The sequence below is a fragment of the Vibrio sp. 10N.286.49.C3 genome (assembly GCF_041469545.1).
In the GTDB taxonomy this organism is placed as follows: Bacteria; Pseudomonadota; Gammaproteobacteria; order Enterobacterales; family Vibrionaceae; genus Vibrio; species Vibrio tasmaniensis_A.
On sequence record NZ_JBFRKT010000002.1, the window covers coordinates 80,997 to 97,505 of the forward strand.

Annotated in this window: 20 protein-coding genes; 15 read left to right on the forward strand and 5 right to left on the reverse strand. The window is 45.1% G+C overall.

The features are described 5' to 3' along the window. Positions 1–16 precede the first annotated feature (16 nt). From AB4180_RS00720 to AB4180_RS00750, 7 genes are read left to right on the forward strand one after another with little or no spacing between them, the layout of a single operon-like run. Positions 17–583, forward strand: a complete 567-nt coding sequence (locus AB4180_RS00720) for a hypothetical protein (RefSeq protein ID WP_241909249.1) — start codon at positions 17–19, stop codon at positions 581–583. Further along, positions 580–1,032 (forward strand): DUF3850 domain-containing protein, encoded by a 453-nt coding sequence (locus AB4180_RS00725; protein ID WP_102249283.1) that lies wholly within the window; start codon positions 580–582, stop codon positions 1,030–1,032. The genes AB4180_RS00720 and AB4180_RS00725 overlap by 4 nt, the downstream gene beginning before the upstream one ends. Continuing rightward, complete coding sequence (locus AB4180_RS00730) at positions 1,029–1,571, forward strand: DNA methyltransferase (RefSeq protein ID WP_102249284.1); 543 nt, start codon at positions 1,029–1,031, stop codon at positions 1,569–1,571. Before AB4180_RS00725 ends, AB4180_RS00730 begins: the two co-directional genes overlap by 4 nt. Further along, entirely contained in the window at positions 1,568–2,416 is an 849-nt protein-coding gene (locus tag AB4180_RS00735; protein WP_102249285.1) for a DNA adenine methylase, read from the forward strand. Before AB4180_RS00730 ends, AB4180_RS00735 begins: the two co-directional genes overlap by 4 nt. Continuing rightward, positions 2,413–2,682 carry a hypothetical protein gene (locus AB4180_RS00740; protein ID WP_102249286.1) on the forward strand — a complete coding sequence of 90 codons (270 nt, stop codon included), beginning with the start codon at positions 2,413–2,415 and terminating at the stop codon, positions 2,680–2,682. The genes AB4180_RS00735 and AB4180_RS00740 overlap by 4 nt, the downstream gene beginning before the upstream one ends. Positions 2,683–2,684: 2 nt before the next feature. Further along, on the forward strand, positions 2,685–5,396 hold the full coding sequence (locus tag AB4180_RS00745; RefSeq protein WP_102249287.1) for a replication endonuclease: 2,712 nt from the start codon (positions 2,685–2,687) through the stop codon (positions 5,394–5,396). Between the two features lie 11 nt (positions 5,397–5,407). After that, positions 5,408–5,614, forward strand: a complete 207-nt coding sequence (locus AB4180_RS00750; RefSeq protein ID WP_004734136.1) for a hypothetical protein — start codon at positions 5,408–5,410, stop codon at positions 5,612–5,614. A 167-nt stretch (positions 5,615–5,781) separates the two neighbouring features. Here the strand turns inward: AB4180_RS00750 and AB4180_RS00755 are convergent, their stop codons facing one another. Beyond that, positions 5,782–6,192: a hypothetical protein gene (locus tag AB4180_RS00755; protein WP_004734134.1), complete on the reverse strand. Its 411-nt coding sequence runs from the start codon at positions 6,190–6,192 to the stop codon at positions 5,782–5,784. Continuing rightward, positions 6,182–6,979, reverse strand: a complete 798-nt coding sequence (locus tag AB4180_RS00760) for a hypothetical protein (RefSeq protein ID WP_102249288.1) — start codon at positions 6,977–6,979, stop codon at positions 6,182–6,184. Before AB4180_RS00760 ends, AB4180_RS00755 begins: the two co-directional genes overlap by 11 nt. A gap of 454 nt (positions 6,980–7,433) precedes the next feature. On the opposite strand from AB4180_RS00760, the gene AB4180_RS00765 reads away from it, so the two are divergent. Together AB4180_RS00765 and AB4180_RS00770 are read left to right on the forward strand one after the other, a co-directional pair. Continuing rightward, positions 7,434–8,102 carry a Rha family transcriptional regulator gene (locus tag AB4180_RS00765; RefSeq protein WP_102249289.1) on the forward strand — a complete coding sequence of 223 codons (669 nt, stop codon included), beginning with the start codon at positions 7,434–7,436 and terminating at the stop codon, positions 8,100–8,102. Between the two features lie 483 nt (positions 8,103–8,585). Further along, positions 8,586–8,888: a hypothetical protein gene (locus tag AB4180_RS00770; RefSeq protein ID WP_102249290.1), complete on the forward strand. Its 303-nt coding sequence runs from the start codon at positions 8,586–8,588 to the stop codon at positions 8,886–8,888. Here the strand turns inward: AB4180_RS00770 and AB4180_RS00775 are convergent. The 3 genes from AB4180_RS00775 to AB4180_RS00785 form a co-directional block, all read right to left on the reverse strand. After that, entirely contained in the window at positions 8,883–9,134 is a 252-nt protein-coding gene (locus AB4180_RS00775; RefSeq protein ID WP_019350515.1) for an ogr/Delta-like zinc finger family protein, read from the reverse strand. The genes AB4180_RS00770 and AB4180_RS00775 overlap by 6 nt on opposite strands. A 66-nt stretch (positions 9,135–9,200) precedes the next feature. Next, on the reverse strand, positions 9,201–10,235 hold the full coding sequence (locus tag AB4180_RS00780) for a phage portal protein (RefSeq protein ID WP_004734129.1): 1,035 nt from the start codon (positions 10,233–10,235) through the stop codon (positions 9,201–9,203). After that, positions 10,232–12,004, reverse strand: a complete 1,773-nt coding sequence (locus AB4180_RS00785) for a terminase large subunit domain-containing protein (protein WP_102249291.1) — start codon at positions 12,002–12,004, stop codon at positions 10,232–10,234. The genes AB4180_RS00780 and AB4180_RS00785 overlap by 4 nt, the downstream gene beginning before the upstream one ends. Positions 12,005–12,185: 181 nt before the next feature. Between AB4180_RS00785 and AB4180_RS00790 the strand changes: the two genes are divergently transcribed. The 6 genes from AB4180_RS00790 (at position 12,186) to AB4180_RS00815 (ending at position 16,505) form a co-directional block, all read left to right on the forward strand. After that, positions 12,186–13,064 (forward strand): GPO family capsid scaffolding protein, encoded by an 879-nt coding sequence (locus AB4180_RS00790; protein ID WP_102249292.1) that lies wholly within the window; start codon positions 12,186–12,188, stop codon positions 13,062–13,064. Between the two features lie 13 nt (positions 13,065–13,077). After that, a complete protein-coding gene (locus tag AB4180_RS00795) occupies positions 13,078–14,199 on the forward strand; it encodes a phage major capsid protein, P2 family (protein ID WP_241909250.1) in 1,122 nt (373 codons plus the stop codon). Continuing rightward, positions 14,105–14,821 (forward strand): phage terminase small subunit, encoded by a 717-nt coding sequence (gene gpM, locus AB4180_RS00800; protein WP_102249293.1) that lies wholly within the window; start codon positions 14,105–14,107, stop codon positions 14,819–14,821. Before AB4180_RS00795 ends, gpM begins: the two co-directional genes overlap by 95 nt. 136 nt (positions 14,822–14,957) lie before the next feature. Next, positions 14,958–15,377, forward strand: coding sequence for a head completion/stabilization protein (locus AB4180_RS00805; protein ID WP_102249294.1), 420 nt, complete (start codon positions 14,958–14,960; stop codon positions 15,375–15,377). Next, complete coding sequence (locus tag AB4180_RS00810; protein WP_102249295.1) at positions 15,374–15,865, forward strand: phage tail protein; 492 nt, start codon at positions 15,374–15,376, stop codon at positions 15,863–15,865. The genes AB4180_RS00805 and AB4180_RS00810 overlap by 4 nt, the downstream gene beginning before the upstream one ends. Next, positions 15,849–16,505, forward strand: coding sequence for a virion morphogenesis protein (locus AB4180_RS00815; RefSeq protein WP_102249296.1), 657 nt, complete (start codon positions 15,849–15,851; stop codon positions 16,503–16,505). Before AB4180_RS00810 ends, AB4180_RS00815 begins: the two co-directional genes overlap by 17 nt. Positions 16,506–16,509: the final 4 nt, after the last annotated feature.

The following is a 16,509-nucleotide window of genomic DNA, read 5'->3' on the forward strand; positions in this document are numbered from 1 at the left end:
CGTAGGAGCATAGAAGATGAATTCAGAAAAATTAACAGAGTTAGAGCAAGCTAAAAAGCTAGTTAAAGAAGCAGCACAATTTAAAGCGGAAGCAAACGAAACGCTTAAAGAGTGCCGCGCAACTCTAGTCAAAACTCAACGTTTCAACGACCAAGCAATGTTTAACCAACGCAAGATGGTTTTTGCATTGAACTCATTGTTGCCTAGCCGTATTCGTTTAGATGTGAACTTCGACTTAGAGGCAGAAGAGTTTACCAACAAGGTTGAAAAGGAAACAGCGGCGGCCATTGAGCAGCGCGAAGTGTTCGATATTGTTCACGCGATTAATGTGTTGGCGATGGCTAACGCTGATGTGATTCATATTTTTACTCGTTATTCGGCTCATGTGAATTGCTTGTTTGTCAACGTGGCACCAATGGACGCTGATTACTCTAGCGTCAAGCGAAAATACCTATACGCGGCTGATGTGGAGATTGATAAAGAAGATGCTTTGGAGCAACTTCTTTCGATTGAAAGCAAACTGACTGAGCTCATTATTGAAGCGCGAGAAGAAGCTGAAACAAATGTTGAGGTGGAAGCATGAGCACTTTCAAACTGCATGAGTTGAAAATTCAATCTGTTCATTTCACCGAAGTATTGGCAGGACGTAAAACTAACGAAGTTCGATTGAATGATCGTGACTTCCAAGTGAACGACTGCTTAAACCTGCGCGAGATTAACGAAAACGGAGATTACACAGGGCAGGAAATTAATGCCCAAATTTGTCACATCCTACATGGTGATCAGTTCGGTTTAGAAAAGGGATGGTGTGTCCTTTCTCTTGCGTGCGCTACTCACGCCAAAGCGCAAACTTTAATTGAGTACCTGCGTGACCGTTTACAAGAAACATGCGATTGCATTGAAGCGGGTTATGACATTGTGCGTTCTTCTGGCCACACCATTGATGATTCTCAAACCACTGTTGAAGATGGTCGAGTGTTCATTGAAATAGCTAACCAATACCTCAGCACTATTGCAGAGGTGGAAGCATGAGTTCTACTACTGGAAAAACAATCCCACGCGAACTTTACCCAACACCTGACGAGTGCGTTATTGCTCTATTGGAAAAGTTAACGCTTCGTCCTACCGATAAGTTTTTAGAACCTTGCTTTGGTACTGGCGCGATCTTCAACAAGGTTGATTTGCCACAAAGCCAAAAGTCATTTGCTGAAATTGAAAAGGGTATTGATTACCTAGCGACTGATTTTGGAATGCAAGACGTGATCATCACAAACCCACCTTTTTCACTAACGGAAGAATTCATCCGTAAAAGCCTGAGCGAGTTGGCACCAAACGGAACAATGGCTTACCTGCAACGCGTGAATTATCTCGGTTCAATAAAGCGTTTGTCTTTCTGGGAGGAAGTTGGTTTTCCTCAGAAAACGCCAGTTATTGTCCCGCGTCCACGCTTTGTAAATGGCGGTTCGGATTCTTGCGAGTACATGTGGTTTATCTGGGATAACGGCAACCGCTTCGACATCCCACAAGGTTTGAGTCATATCGTTTCAGTAAATAAGAAGGTGGCAGCATGAGTGTTAAAAAGATGCACACACCATTATTGCGTTATCACGGTGGCAAATTTCGGTTGGCGAAATGGGTTATGGAGTTCTTTCCTGATCATAAATGTTACGTAGAGCCGTTTGGTGGTGCTGGCAGTGTTTTGCTGCAAAAGGAACGTTCACATGGAGAGGTTTACAACGACTTAGATCAGGATGTTTTTAATCTTTTCCAAGTTTTGCGTAATGAAGAGCATGCCAAGAAATTAACTAGTATGTGCGAGCTTACACCTTATAGCAGGGATGAGTTCTGCCTGGCATACGAAAAGACAAATGATCCTATCGAGAGAGCAAGAAGAACAATTGTGCGATCTGCTATGGGATTTGGTTCTGGCGCAGCGACGTTTCATCCTACTGGTTTTCGTTGTGAAGCCAAAAGAAAATACAGTACATCAGCTCATTGTTGGGGCAAATACACGCCAGTTATTGAGTTCGTTTGTGAACGTCTAAGAGGCGTTAACATTGAAAATCGCGATGCGACAAAATGTATGCTTACTCATGATGGCGTGGAAACTCTTCATTATGTTGACCCTCCTTACATGAAAGAAACAAGGGTTTTGAATTCATCAAGACAGGTCTATCAACACGAAATGACAGATGCAGAACACGAGCAACTGCTAGCTTGCCTTATTAATCTCAAAGGCATGGTGGTTCTTTCTGGGTATGACTCTGATCTTTACAACGATTTACTGCCTGGTTGGTTTAAAAAGGAAAAATTGTCCCGTATTTCGGCAGGAAAAGGCACCAAGTTAAAAGTTGAGTGTCTCTGGGTTTCACCGTCATGTGACGAGGCCTTATCAAAGTCTGAGGTGGCAGCATGAGTGTTAAACATGTTTATAAAGGTGTTCACGGCGTAGTACCAATTGCTAAAGCATTTGGTATTTGCCCTTCCACCATTTTCTTTCGTTTGAAAAAAGGCATGACGTTGGCGCAAGCGGTAGAAACTCCGGTTGAGCGCGGCGGTGTTCGTGTGACTAAAAACAACCGAGTTGCTATGAAAAAGCCATCTAACATGAGCCCGTTCTGGGCGTTCGCTTTGGGCATGATGAGCCGTAAAGCTTTTGATGAACACATGGGTGTAAACTAGTTTTGAGTTCTTCAAACACTGAATTTACCACAGAGCAAAAACGTGCAGCCTCCATCGCTTGTCAGCAATGGGGGCAATTGCACGTTTACCCGCAAAAACCGAAAGCCATAGATGCTCCGGCAGAACGTTCAACACTTGAGCGTGAACCGGACGGGATGAGCGTTACAGAGCGTAAGCTTTATGATGTGAACCCACGCGACCACGAATGGCGCAAACAGTTTTTCAATGACCTGCCAGAGTATTTGGTTAAATACTTTGCGACTCGTTACATCTCTATTTGTGAGAAGAAAAGCTTTAAAGATGCCAACATCTTTCTGCGTGAAAGAATGCGCCCTGCAAGTGATCGCGTTCGCATGGTATTGGCTAATTACAAAAAACTCCCAACCACTCAAAAGGTGGCTTTGCTAAGTGAAGAACATAACGACACTGAGCAAAGCAACTTTACCCGCCCAAACACACCAGTGGCCGAGCAAGCGCGTTTTGATTTCGACCAAGCAGAGAAAAACCGCAAGCCAGTGAAAAGCCGCATTTTGGCAGAGCTCGAACTTGATGAGCTTAAAGAAATGGCGTTCAAGCTTTCGACCATCATCATTAGTTACCAAGCCACGCTAACTGCAAACATTGAATGTGAAACCGAAGAAGGTGAGAACCTAGCGGCATTAATGGTTTATCGCCAGTGTGCTGAGCTTATCGACCAATTCGGCATTAAAGCGCCAGGTGCGGGCAAAAAGCTAACCGATGAAAACGTGTTTCAATTTATCTCGAAAATGCGTTGCGACAAGTGGTGGAATAACCGCTTAGTGAAAGTAAGAAAGGTGATGCGTGAGCACTTAGCAATTGCTATGGGCCAAGTATCTTCAAAGGCGTCACCTTATGCTTCATGGGATTGCATTCGCGAACACCAAGAACAGCAAAAGCGCAACTGGGAAGCTATCCAAAACATGAGCCTGTTTGATGAAGAAACAGGTGAAGAAGCTGATCTTGCTGGCATGGTTTTGAAAAGTGTTTCTAACCCTGCTATTCGCCGTCATGAATTAATGGTTCGTTGCCGTGGCTGTGAAGACATCGCCACATCACTTGGCTTACAAGGTCTGTTTTTAACGCTGACCACTCCGGCGCAATATCACAACAGTTACAAGAAAGGTGGCTTTATTAGCCATTGGAATGGTGCAAGCCCTCGCGATGCGCAAGGCTACTTGAACAATGTTTGGCAACGTATTCGCGCTAAGTTAAGCCGTGATGGAATTCGTTGGTTTGGCGTTCGTGTGGCAGAGCCTCACCATGACGGCACACCGCACTGGCACTTGCTGCTTTGGGTTAAACCAGAAGAAGTATTGCGCGTGACGGACATCTTTATCCGTTATGCAGTAAAAGCCGATATGCATGAACTGATGCCAACTAAGCAATGGCCGTTGGTTGATAGCTGCGTGCGTGAAAACAAATCAGTAAACCCATTCACGGTTTATTCAAAGGTGTATGCGAACAACTTCCCTGTGAAGATGAAGCGCAACTGCCCAGAAGTTGTGATCCCAAGTTCAGCGCAGCGCCTGCCTATTGTTGAGAAAACACTAACCACTTTAAACGTGAATTACTCAGCGCGTTGCGATGTGGGTTTTATCGACCCAGAGCAAGGCACCGCAACGGGTTACATCGCTAAATACATTTCTAAGAACATTGACGGTTTCGCGATGGATGATGAAGTGTCCGATGAAACTGGCAAGTCAGTTAAAGACATGGCGAAGAACGTGAGCGCTTGGAAAAGCCGTTGGTGTATTCGTCAGTTCCAATTCTTTGGTGGTGCTCCGGTTACGACATACCGCGAGTTACGCCGCTTTGCTAACCAGAACAAAAAAGCCTTTATGGAATACGTGTTCATGCAAGAGCGCGGCGACCTAATGGCAATTTACGGCATGTTGAATCGTCACATTGTTGGCCCTGTAAAACCTGCAAGAGTTCTAACCAACGCCGAGTTGGTTGAGTTCATTGCGGCTAACTATGAATCCCGTATTAAAACCCATTCCCCAAGCATCGCTGGCACGTTGAAAGCGGCTGACCATGGTAACTGGCAAGGTTACATCATGGGGCAAGGTGGCCCGTTCGTTAAGCGTGACGATTTGCTGATCGTGAATGTTTACCAAGAGCTGCCATTTGCTTCACCGCATGGCGAAACCGTTCGCAAGTTACAAGGTTTCCAAACGCCAGAGGAAGTGGTTAAAACACGTCTAAAGGTTTGGACGATTAAGAAGAAAACACCAGTTAACGAAGAAGCGGAAGCGGGGGCTCTTGCTCTTGCTTCTGATCTTGCTCTTTCTGGAGCCTCTGGCTCCTCTCGGAGTTCTGTCAATAACTGTACGGAGCTTGATGAGGTACAGGTCTGCGATCAGCTAACTAGATTGTTAAGCCCAAATGAAATAGTGGCGAATAGCCCACCAAATATGGGTGCCTTTTCGGTTTCTGCCTTACTAAAAGGCAGCTCAGTTCGAATCGATAATGAGACAAGTATTCAAATCCGCCCTGTGGAGGTAGACGAACACGGCAATAAACGCCCAGCGCAACTGGTCGAAGTGAGCCGAGTACCTGCAGATGATATGAATTGGCTGAATTTTGAGGGTTGGGACAAGACATTCGCCCAACCGGAACAAGCAAAAGATGAATACCAACAACCTGACCTTTCGTTTTTCCCTGATGCGGAATGTGATTGGCCGTTAGCGTAGGAGCTAGATAAATGACAACTAAAAATATTGCACTAGACGAAGAGGTGGTTGAACTACACCAAGCCACATTGAAAGAGTTTATTAACGATATGTCACTTTCAGATTATGAACGACTTTTGATTTTGAAAAATTTAACTTCTGAGCAAGAAAACCTGCTGGCTGTTAAGGCTCAAGGCGCAGCTCTTTATGCGGCGCTTTCTAATATGGGGAAGCGTTAATATGATTCATCCTGATTTTGAACGTTTCCGAATGTGGGAAGTGGATGCTTTAGACCCAGATATGCAAGAAGCAGTACAATGCGCTTGGCCGTTGGTATAACTCATCAATTGGGAATACAGGTAAAAAAATAGCTCCCTATTGGGAGCTATTCTATACAATATCTTGACTAAGTACCTGTAGGACAGTCTGGTAGTGCGGCTTTCATTTCTTCGCATTTAGCTAGAAGGTTTTTGGTCGCATGAATAGCTGATTCAGCTTCTTTCTTTGAAATGTCTACACTCAGTTGATAGTCAGCATTTTGTCTTTTGACTTTGTAAATTTCTAAAAAAGTCTTCAGGCGCAACATTTCTCGACGATCATAAGGTTCATGGGTTTTTGCATGATGTGAGCCTAAATATTCTTTCAAAGACTCGTGGACACCACCATCAGCAAGCATGATAGGCCTTTGGGTTAACATATCTAGAACACCGTGATACATCCCATAGTAGCCTCGGCTAATTATGTTGCGATAATCTATTTCTGACTCGCATTCGGCATTATGTATAAGAGAAAGAAAGTCGCTAGGATTAACCGGCATTTCTCAACCTCTCTGCAAATGTAGGAACGTTTTCGCCAAGGATTTCGAAATGGGTCACGCATTTGATATCATCTAACTCTGCGTCAACCAAAGCTCCTGATAAGTCCCAGTTTAAATCGAAGATTTTTTCAGGCTCGCATTCAACGTAAACCGTTAGGGTAGCACGTCCTGATTCGGGTGGAATGGCAAGTAAGGTGTTGTTAATTACAACACCAGTATGCTCTTCAACCACGCGAGCAGCTAAAATAGAAAGTTCGGTTACAGTGTTGGATGAAACGTCAAACCTTGACTCTATTTCTCTCATTACCATACGCCTTACCTCAGTCCCTTCTTGCATGCGCTCTAAGAGCTCATGCTGATTAGTTCTTAGTAACCACTCATTCAATCGAGCATCAATGCCGAAATCATTAAATAGAAAATTGGTGCTGATAATGTTTTCCACATCGTATTCGTCTGCACATTCAAGAGGCATACGCTTAACGACTTCATATGCAATAGTTGGCTTTCCTAAGTAAAGCATAGTCCAAATCATATTTGATGAAACAAAAGACTCGTGAGAAAACTGTCGAGCAACACTCATTGCTTTATCTTCTGCTAAGTCCAGTTTGTTGGCTGCACAATAGGCAAGTACTTCGATTAAAGCTGACTCTTCAATAGTCGGAAGGTTGGATGCTTCTTTCTTCAACGTCGCAAACTGGATATCGTTGAGCGTTTTATCGCTAAAGATATAATCTCGAAGTTCATCGAGTAGGTTGTTAGTGCGAGTTTCAGCAACACGTTCAGTCAAGGTCGAACCTCATGGATATGGATCAAATAATATATTAATTCTTAGGACGCAAACTATACATCACTCTAAAGTTTCAAACAATCATCACATTGTCAGTTCTTTATCAATATGCGTCAATGTTCATCAATATCATTACACATCATTGACTATTATAGTTCACATCGGCTAATGTGATAGAGCACTGGCAAAATCCAGTGTCGGGATTGAGACCCCGTTTTTATTTCCAAGGCGCATAGACGCCGGCTTTTAGCTGGTTTTTTTATGTGTGGCTTCAGCGCATCTATACATAGACGTTTCGCATAAGAACCGTACTATCTGAATTATGGTGGGCTGGGCAAGGCAGCTTTATGCTGGCCGTATCCTTGGAAGCGGTAGTCTCAACCTTGCTCAGTTCACCACCCATAGATTGAGACCTTTGTGTGGTGATTTAGAAAATCATTCCAAGGAGGTCACTATGACCACAATTACTCTTCTTCCTGAAAATTCTGTTGTAGAAAACCACGGTAATCTTAGAACTACTTCACTTAAAGTAGCAGAAGCCTTTGGTAAGCGTCATGACAACGTTTTACGTACTCTTGATAATCTGGATTGCTCCCAAAAATTTAACGCCCTCAATTTTGAGGCGGTTGATTATATCGATCAAAAAGGGCAATTTAGGAAAGCCTATCAGATGACCAAAGACGGCTTTATGTTCTTGGTGATGGGATTTACAGGCGCAAAAGCCGCAGCCATCAAAGAAGCCTACATCACCGCATTTAACCAAATGGCTAACCAACTTCGTTCAAACCTTCCAACACTTCCGCCGTTCGCTGGCAACCAACTTCCAAATCACACCTATCCAAACTTTTACGACTCCGGTTGGATACCGGCCCACTATCAACGTTGCCAATCTGAAACCCATTGGACATACCATATTAAATTCAATGTAAGGCCAAGAGGCGGCAAGTTCTCAGCCACCTTTGAATTGGGTATCGGTGGGAAAGGGCAAGCGCAACCGAATTTCTCATCAAGCGGTTCGCAGTTTGTCGACAGTAACTTCTATTTGGAGTATCGAGATTTGAATGAACTGTGGGAATACATCGCTAAAGTGTTAGCTAAATACGGGGCAAGATGCCCGTTTTAATGTGATGGTTGTTATGGTTTTTAATGCAACTGTATGTAATTAAAAGAAAAGAATTTCCACTTATCCACAACATAATTAAAGTGGGTTGAAACGACGGTTATCCACAGCCGTCGTTTTTTTTCGTCTATTGACAGCCGATCTGCTTTTCGCAACTATAAATACACCCTCCTTTCTCTACATTCATATTTTTTAATTAAGCACCAATCCGTCTAACTCATTTGTCATTGGCGTTTTTGAACGTTCAATTTAGTCATTGCCATTTGAGAATTGTTTTTTGAATAGTTGCCGATCAAAAGGTTGACACGAAAATAAAGCTGATAGGTTTAGAGTCACTGGTTGGCGTTCGGGCCAGTAGCCACGGGTGACTTTGGAAATTTTAAACCCGTGATAGCTTAATAAAGAAATGAATCAAAATTAGCTGATACGTGTGTTGGCTATTTGGTCGAACACTAAAACCTAAGTTATTAAAGAGGAAAATGGCATATGAGTGAAGCAGGTCTAAGAATACAGCTAGAAAACTGTATAGATATACAGTATATTTTCAGTGTCATTGGTAAGGGTATTGATATGTCAAAAGAAAAGCAGCTATTTCAATCCGCTCTGGATGTCATCATTGATGGTGTTGCTGTCAGTTCGGTTGAGGAAGGAAGAGAGGAAGCTGGGAGAGTGCTACTAGAGTGTATGCTGCCAAGGTTTGCTCATTTAGTGGATGAAGAAAAAATAAAAGCCATCCAGTCAATTATCGGGATGGCTGATGAAGCGGATAGTCCTACTTTCAAGTTATAGAATAGAAAGCTGCTGCTTTAATTCTTCTCTATGTTCTGGTGCTAAAGCCTTAATCATATTAAAGGCTAACTGTGAAGTGGTTTTAGCACTAGGGCTAAGAGTGTGGCTATAAGATAAGTTCATAACAAATGAGTGACCACATTCAGGGTCATTACATGAACAATATAAATCGGCATACTTAGAACTTAACCTATTTGATTTTTGAATGCGGCTTTTTTCACCGCATTCGGGGCAAAACACTCTCATAACAATGACCTAACTGAACTGACTGACAGTTCAATATTAAGCCATAAACTGTGTTTTTGTACAGTTCTATGCTTCTGTTCCTATCGCAATATCGAATTTCAAATGTAAGTGCTTTAGGTTTCTGATTTCCGGGTCGTTGTTCACTTCATCCATAATCAGTTCGCACACTGGAATGATCTCGTCCTTGGCGTATTCTCTGCCCACCTTTTCTGGGTCGGGGAACGTGGAGCCCGGTTGCGGCATCATACCGCCTTTGCCTGCAGGGTATCGGTGGCCGACTAAAATGTCTTGCGCGGTGATGTTTTTGATTCGCTCGAATTCGTCTTTGGTGGCAATGTCGCCCACTGGAATCAATTGAATGCCTTTCTCTTTGCCGTTCGGAATGTTCACAAACATGCTGCGGAAGTTGCCCACGCCTTTTGAACTGGCAATGGTTTCCTTCATTTTCTTTTCATCTTCTTCACTCAGGTTTGGGTCTGATGCGTAGAAAATAAAGCCCATGTGCGCACCGTTCTTGAAGTAGCGGCGGCGGAACAGGGTGGCGTCTTTGTTTAGCAAGCTGCTTTGCAAGCTGCCTAAGTAATCCGGCACACCATAGATTTGTTGCTGCAAATCGTCTTGTGGCAAAAAGATGATGTCTTTCTGTTTGTAAACACGTTGGCTACTGTCGCGGCCAAGTATCACAAAATCACCATTCTTGCGGCGGCGCATGTGCATGCCTGCCAGTGGGTGAAGCCTTACGGGTACCCCAAAGCCATTGCGAATTTTTAAGAACGCCGCATCACCAAACGTGAAATAGTTGTTCCCGAAAAATTGAACCTGACGGCGTGTTAAACCACCACCGCCAGTGAAACGGGCTGCAACATGATTTGCACGCGCTTTAAGAATTGAACAGTGGTAAGCGTTAGCGCGTGAGGTTTCCGACAAGCCTTGGCGCGAGATAGGCGGTTCCCAATAGTTCTCTGAGTCGTTGTAAAACAAATCTGAGTAGGAAGTCATCCAACTGTTTGCATCGACTGATTCGGGCGATGAGTCAATGTGGTAAACCGAATCGGGTGTGTGCTCATCTTGTTTAATTAGTGTTTGTGTTTCTTCGGTCATGCCGCTGTTTCCCAAGTTGATTTAGTTGGCGTTGAATGATCTAACGGTTCGTTAATGCAGGCGTGAGATATCGCCCAAAATGCATCGGCGTGGCCTGTGGTTTGGTTGCGTTCTGCTTTGAATGTCATGGCGTTGCCACTGGCCGTTGGTACTCGCTTAATCGCCATGAATGCCATAGCAATGTCTTTGTGTTCAGCATCAAATTGAAGTCGCTTGGCTTCAACGATGTCGATCATCTTCATCACTAAGCGGTTTTTGTTTTCGTTGCTGTAATGGATGGCGTGAGCTTCACGCGGGTATTTCTTGGATATTAAATCCCAAACACCGCCACCAATGCCCGTGGTATCTACACCAATGTAGGAAACTTTGTAACGCTGAAATACTTTGTCGATTTCAGATACGTGGTATTGGAAGTTAAGCCCTTTCCAGTAGTGCTTTTCTAGTACACGGAACTTTTCACCCGCAACGGCTGGCGGTGCCACTACCACCAAACACGCATTGTCGCGGGTTCGTGATGGGTCATAACCTAGCCATACCTCACGGCGCGCAAAGGGTTGTTTGTTCTTCGGTTTGAAATCTTGCCAGTGGGCGGCGTCGACCATGCCTTTTTCAAGGTCTGAGAATTTGAAGACAGACAGCGCACCGTCAACGAACATGCACATAAACAGGTTGTTGAAATCTTCTTGGCTGTATTCTTCGCGCAGTTCGTCAATGTCGAAAAGCTCACAACCGCCGTTGGCCGCGTCTTCAATCGTGACAACATAACGCCACTGTTTGTCGTCACAGAGTCGGCCACCGTCTCGGAATTCGGCAAAGGTTGGGAATTCAAGTTTTTCGCGAGACTCTTTACCTTTGCGCCAAGAGTCGCCCGTCCAAAATGGGTAAGCTTGGTGCATCTTAGAAGATGGCGTGGAAAAGTAGGTTTTGCGCCATTTCTTGTGGGTGGCCATTGCCGAAGCGAGTTTGTTCAGTTCGTCAAAGTTCGGAATCCAAAAGTATTCGTCCACGTAAACATGGCCGTGGTAACTCTGGGCGGTTTTGCTGTTGGTTGATAGAAAGCGCAGTTCAGCCCCGTTCGATAGGGTGATCGGGTTGCCTGATAACTCGATGTCTAAAAACTCTTTGCCAATCGCAATAATGTAGCTGCGGAATACTTCGGCTTGAGCGCGAGACGCTGACAAGAATATTTGGTTATCGCCCGTTAGAATCGCATCTTCTAACGCTTCACCACTGAAATAATAGGTGGCACCAATTTGGCGTGATTTAAGGATGTTACGAATACGCTGTTTAATGTTGTTGCGCATTACGTGTTGATATTCAAACAGGGAATCGTGCCAATCTGCAAAGTCATCTTCACTTAGGTGCTCGATGTTGTTTTTGCCTTTCCCTTTCTTTTTACTCTGGCCGCTGCCCTTGCTTTCAGCTTTTGCCCCATTGTTACCCGAGCTGCCTTGCGCAAGCATTCGGTCAGCTTTGGCTTTTGCATCACTCATGGCTTTAAGCAACTTAACGTGATGGTCAATCAGCTTGTCCATCTCTTTAAGCTGCTGATCGGTTTTCTCGTCTTTATCAATCAACACGGCCAAACGGCGGTTAATCATTTCCTCAACAGAAAGTTCGTTCAACAACAAAGCCCAGCCAGATTTCTCTGCCCAGGTGTAAATAATACGGTCGCTATTTAGGTTCAATTGCGCCGCGATTTCCTTAGGAGGTAATCCGCGCAAATAAAGCTTTTTCGCGGCCTCTTTTATTTCATTTGAATATGCCATACCTGCATCATACGCCCCGAAAACTTGCAAATGACTAACCAAAATTCGGATGAATTCGGATATGACGAATATCCGAATTTCTAGGAATTGAAGTGGCTGAAAGGAGTTAGTCAAAGGCGTATTGTTTGGGCTCAGAAAGATGGTATTACCGAATTAACATCGAAATTAGCGAGTTAGATGAATGGCAAAAATCAGTGATTGGAAAGTAATTGCAACAGAAGGGCCAACTGTAGACGGGCGCAAGATTACCCGTGAATGGTTATCTCAAATGGCTGAAAGTTACGACCCAGAAGAATACACAGCTTTGATTTGGCCGGAACATCGCCGCTTTTACGGATACGGTGAAAACTGGGGTCGAGTTGTAGAACTTAAAGTTGAAGAACAAAACGGCAAAATGCGCCTGTTCGCTAAGTTGGAACCTAACCAGTATTTACTTGATGCCAACAGTAAGAAGCAAAAACTATTCACATCAATTGAGCCAGAGCCAGATTACAAAGGCGAAGGGCGTTGTTACCTAATGGGCCTAGCTGCGACTGACTCCCCTGCTTCCACTGGTACTTCGTCACTTCAATTTTCTCGTAAGGCTGGCGAAACCACGAACCTTGAGTGTAGCCACCTTGAAGAGATTGATCTTGATGAGTGCTTTACACGAAGTGAACGCTTTTTATCGATGTGTAGCCAATTCTTTACTTCTGGTGAAGAGAAGCCAGAGGGTGTACCTGAATCATCGCAACCAGAGGATAGCGAAGTGAACGAAGAGCAGCTAAAAGCTTTCTTGAAAACGCAATTTAGTGTTTTTGCAGGCGAGCTTAAAACCGCGATTAAAGATGAACTCACGCAAGAGTTCAGCAAGCAAGACCCAAAGCCGGAAGTTGAGCCAGAAGTTAAGCCGGAAGGTGCAACAGTAGAACAATTCTCTGCTGCGCTAAAAACAGAGCTAGCCCCTGTTATGGAAAAAGTAACGGCTTTGGAAACTAAATTTAATGCTTTATCGAAAGAGCTGCCTGATCAAGAACCAGGTAACGACGGCTTTTCGGTAGACAATAGCAGCTTTACATAAGGAGCTACAGCACATGCAATTAACTCAAACGGCTCGTGCTCTGGTAGAGCAATATTGTGCCAAGCAGTGTGAAGTGTTTGGCCGCTCTGATGTGAGCAAACAGTTTTCAATTTCAGGCCCGATTGAAACGGCACTGAAAAACAAGCTGATGGAATCGGTTGATTTCCTAAAGCTGATCACAGTGGAAGATGTAGACCAACTGACAGGCCAAGTGATCGATGTTGGTACCAACAAACTTCATACGGGCCGTAAAAAAGGCGGTCGTCACACGACCACTTCGGGTGTGTCGGGCAATACGTTCACGTTAGTTGAAACGGATTCATGCGCGGTTGCGTCTTGGGATTTGCTAAGCGTATGGGCGAACTCGGGTAAGCCGGGCGAATTCATGAAGCGTTTGAACGAGAACGCAACGCTGAACTTCGCGCAAGACATGATTCGTGTTGGCTTCAACGGTATTAAAACATCGGAAACAACAGACCCTGACACCAACCCTAACGGCGAAGACGTAAACAAAGGTTGGCAGCAAGTGGTGAAAGAGAAGTCACCAGACCAAATTATTGATGTGGATGTGTACCTAGACCCAGACGGCGGCGGTGATTACAAAAACCTTGATGCGATGGCTTCTGACCTTATCAACACCAAGATTCATGCAGCGCTACGTAATGACCCAAGCCTGATTGTTTTGGTGGGTGCTGATCTGCTTTCATTCGAGCAAGCGCGTTTGTATGACGCGGCAACCACACCAACCGAGAAGAAAGCAGCGCAACAACTGCCGAATTCGATTGCTGGCCGTCGTGCAATGTCGCCACCGTTCTTCCCTGGTATGCGAATGACAGTGACCACGCTGAAAAACCTGCATATCTACACGCAGCGTAATACGCGCCACCGTAAATCTGAGCATTCAGAAGAGCGTAAGCAGCATGAAAACTCATACCTACGTAACGAAGGTTATGCGGTAGGTGAGCACAAAGGTTACGCAAGTTTCAACGAAGCCAAAGTTCACTTTGGTGCAACTCCGGCTCAGCAAAAGGTAAACAACAATGCGCTTATCGCCAGGTATGAGAGACAACCTTGCAAAGAAGGTAGACAAAGAGCAGCGACATATTGGCACAAGCCCAGTGGCCGACACCAATAGCCTGCACATTAAGCTGATTGAGTTCGAAGAAGACCGCAAGCATCTACGTTCTTTCAATGCGATTGCCGACCGTATCGAGCATAAGCGCAATGTTTTAGTGCCGAAGTACAAGCCTTATGTCCAACGCTATTTAGAAAGCGGTGATCAGTTCGAGAACCCGATTTTCACCAACGTGGTGATCTGGTTATTCGACATTAAAGAATTAGATGTCGCGATTGATTGGTGCATGAAAGCCATTGAACGTGACCTGCCAACGCCGGAGAACTTCCGCCGTGATTGGCCAACCTTCTGTGCCGATGAAGTATTGGCATGGGCGGAACATGAATCTGAACGTGGTAATTCCATTGAGCCGTATTTCTCCCAAGTGTTTGAGAAGGTCGAGAAGGAATGGCGATTACACGAGAAGGTGAACGCCAAATGGTACAAGTTTGCAGGTTTGTTCCTGATCCGAAATGAACAAGGGAACCCGCAAGCAACCGCCGTTGGTGATGTCGAAGTGTTGAAAAAGGCATTGGTTCTACTGCAACACGCCCACAATCAACACCCAAAAGTGGGAGTGGGTACCCAAGTGAAGAAAATCGAACAACGTATTCGTGCCATTGAAGATGGCAAGAATCTTTAGTCGCAGCGACTAGTAAAGACTCCTATGCCGCCGCGCCTCGGCTGGTGAGGTAAGAGAAGCCTTTGTGCTTACTCGATGCCGTCGACCCAGTGGTTAGAGGCGCACCTATTTAGTGATCGAGAAGCAAGGAAACAACATGAGCTTTGGTGGGAAAGTTAACCGCGCAGAAAATGCCGCCTTACCAGGTGAAGGTTGGCCGGATTTATCAACCGATGAATTTCGCCAGTTGCGCCGTATTCCCCACACGTTTGATAACGACTCTTTAGCAATGGCCGTTGGGATTGCAGCAGCAGCTATTCAAGAGCGATTAGAAAGCCTGTTGGTTGATGGCACACCGCCACAACTGAACGTTGTTAAAGCCATGGTGTACAAACGTGCGGTTTATGGTTTGGCCCATGCTGATCTATTACCTGAATTCGCCACGCAAGACCGCCGTAAGGAAGGGGAAAGCGTGGCAACGGATGAACCAGAACAGGCGGCACGTTTTGTTACTCAGAGTAACCAAGATGTTCGTTTGTTACTTGGCCGCAGTGCCAACGGAATTGAAGCGATATGAGCGACACGGCTTACAGCAAAACCAAGCTTGAGCATTTAACGGATTACATCGTTAGTCACTTAAATAGCAGCGTTTTGGATAACAAGATTGAAGCGTGGCAAGAAGGTGGTTCGATTGTGCCGAGCGGTGAAGACCGTGGGAACGGTGGGTATATCGCATGTTTTTGGAAGTACAACGCGGTGATCTCGATTGAGGAATATCCTCACCAGTTGTTAGACCCACGTTGCTTGTTGGCTTTGATTGCTTGTTGGTTAAGCGACCATGAAGAAGACCGCAACGAACAAGAGCTTGAAGACCCGACTTTATCGGTTGATGTGATCAGCGAAGAAGCGGCTGATGTGAGTATCGAACTTGAATTGATGGAGCCGATTGAGCTGGTTCCCGATGAGGGTGGGATGATCACTTGGCGCGGGACTAAGTACCGAGTTCAAGCCGTTGAGATTTACACCGCAGAAGAAGCGGAGTTGGTGAATGAAACCGACAGTTAATGTGAATCAAAGGGATGTGCTCAACATGCAAGAAAAGCTTGCCATGTTAGCTCTTCCACCAAGAAAGCGTATTTGGATATTGAAAACCCTAGGCCGTTGGGAAAAAGCCAATACACGCAAACGAATTCAGCAACAAAAAGACATTCACGGCCAAACATTAACACCCAAGAAAGGAAACAAGCGCGGCAAGGTAATGCGCCGAATGGCAAAGGGGTTAACACCCTATGTGAGAAACGCCAACACGCTCGACCTTACTTGGAGCAATAAGCTCACCGCAAGAATTGCAGCAAGGCATCACCTTGGTCAAAAGCAAAAAATGACCAAACGCCAAATGCAAAAGCGATGGGGAACGCCAGATTATTCCGCGCCTTGTTCTAAAGGGCAGGCGCGAAAGCTAAGGGAATTGGGGTACATGGTGCCGCGCAAGAGTGGCAAGGGAAAGAAGAAGCCCACGCTCAAGCTGTTAATGGCAACCGTGACCCATGGCCAAGCAGGGCTAATTATTCGTGAGTTGAGCAATCAACCGAATGTGTCAGCTTGGGATATTCCCTTAGCAGAACGCCAAATATTAGGCAGTAAAGAACGTGAAGTAACCCGCCAACTCATACAGATTTTTGAGCAGGCCAAGACGCGAAAATAAGCGA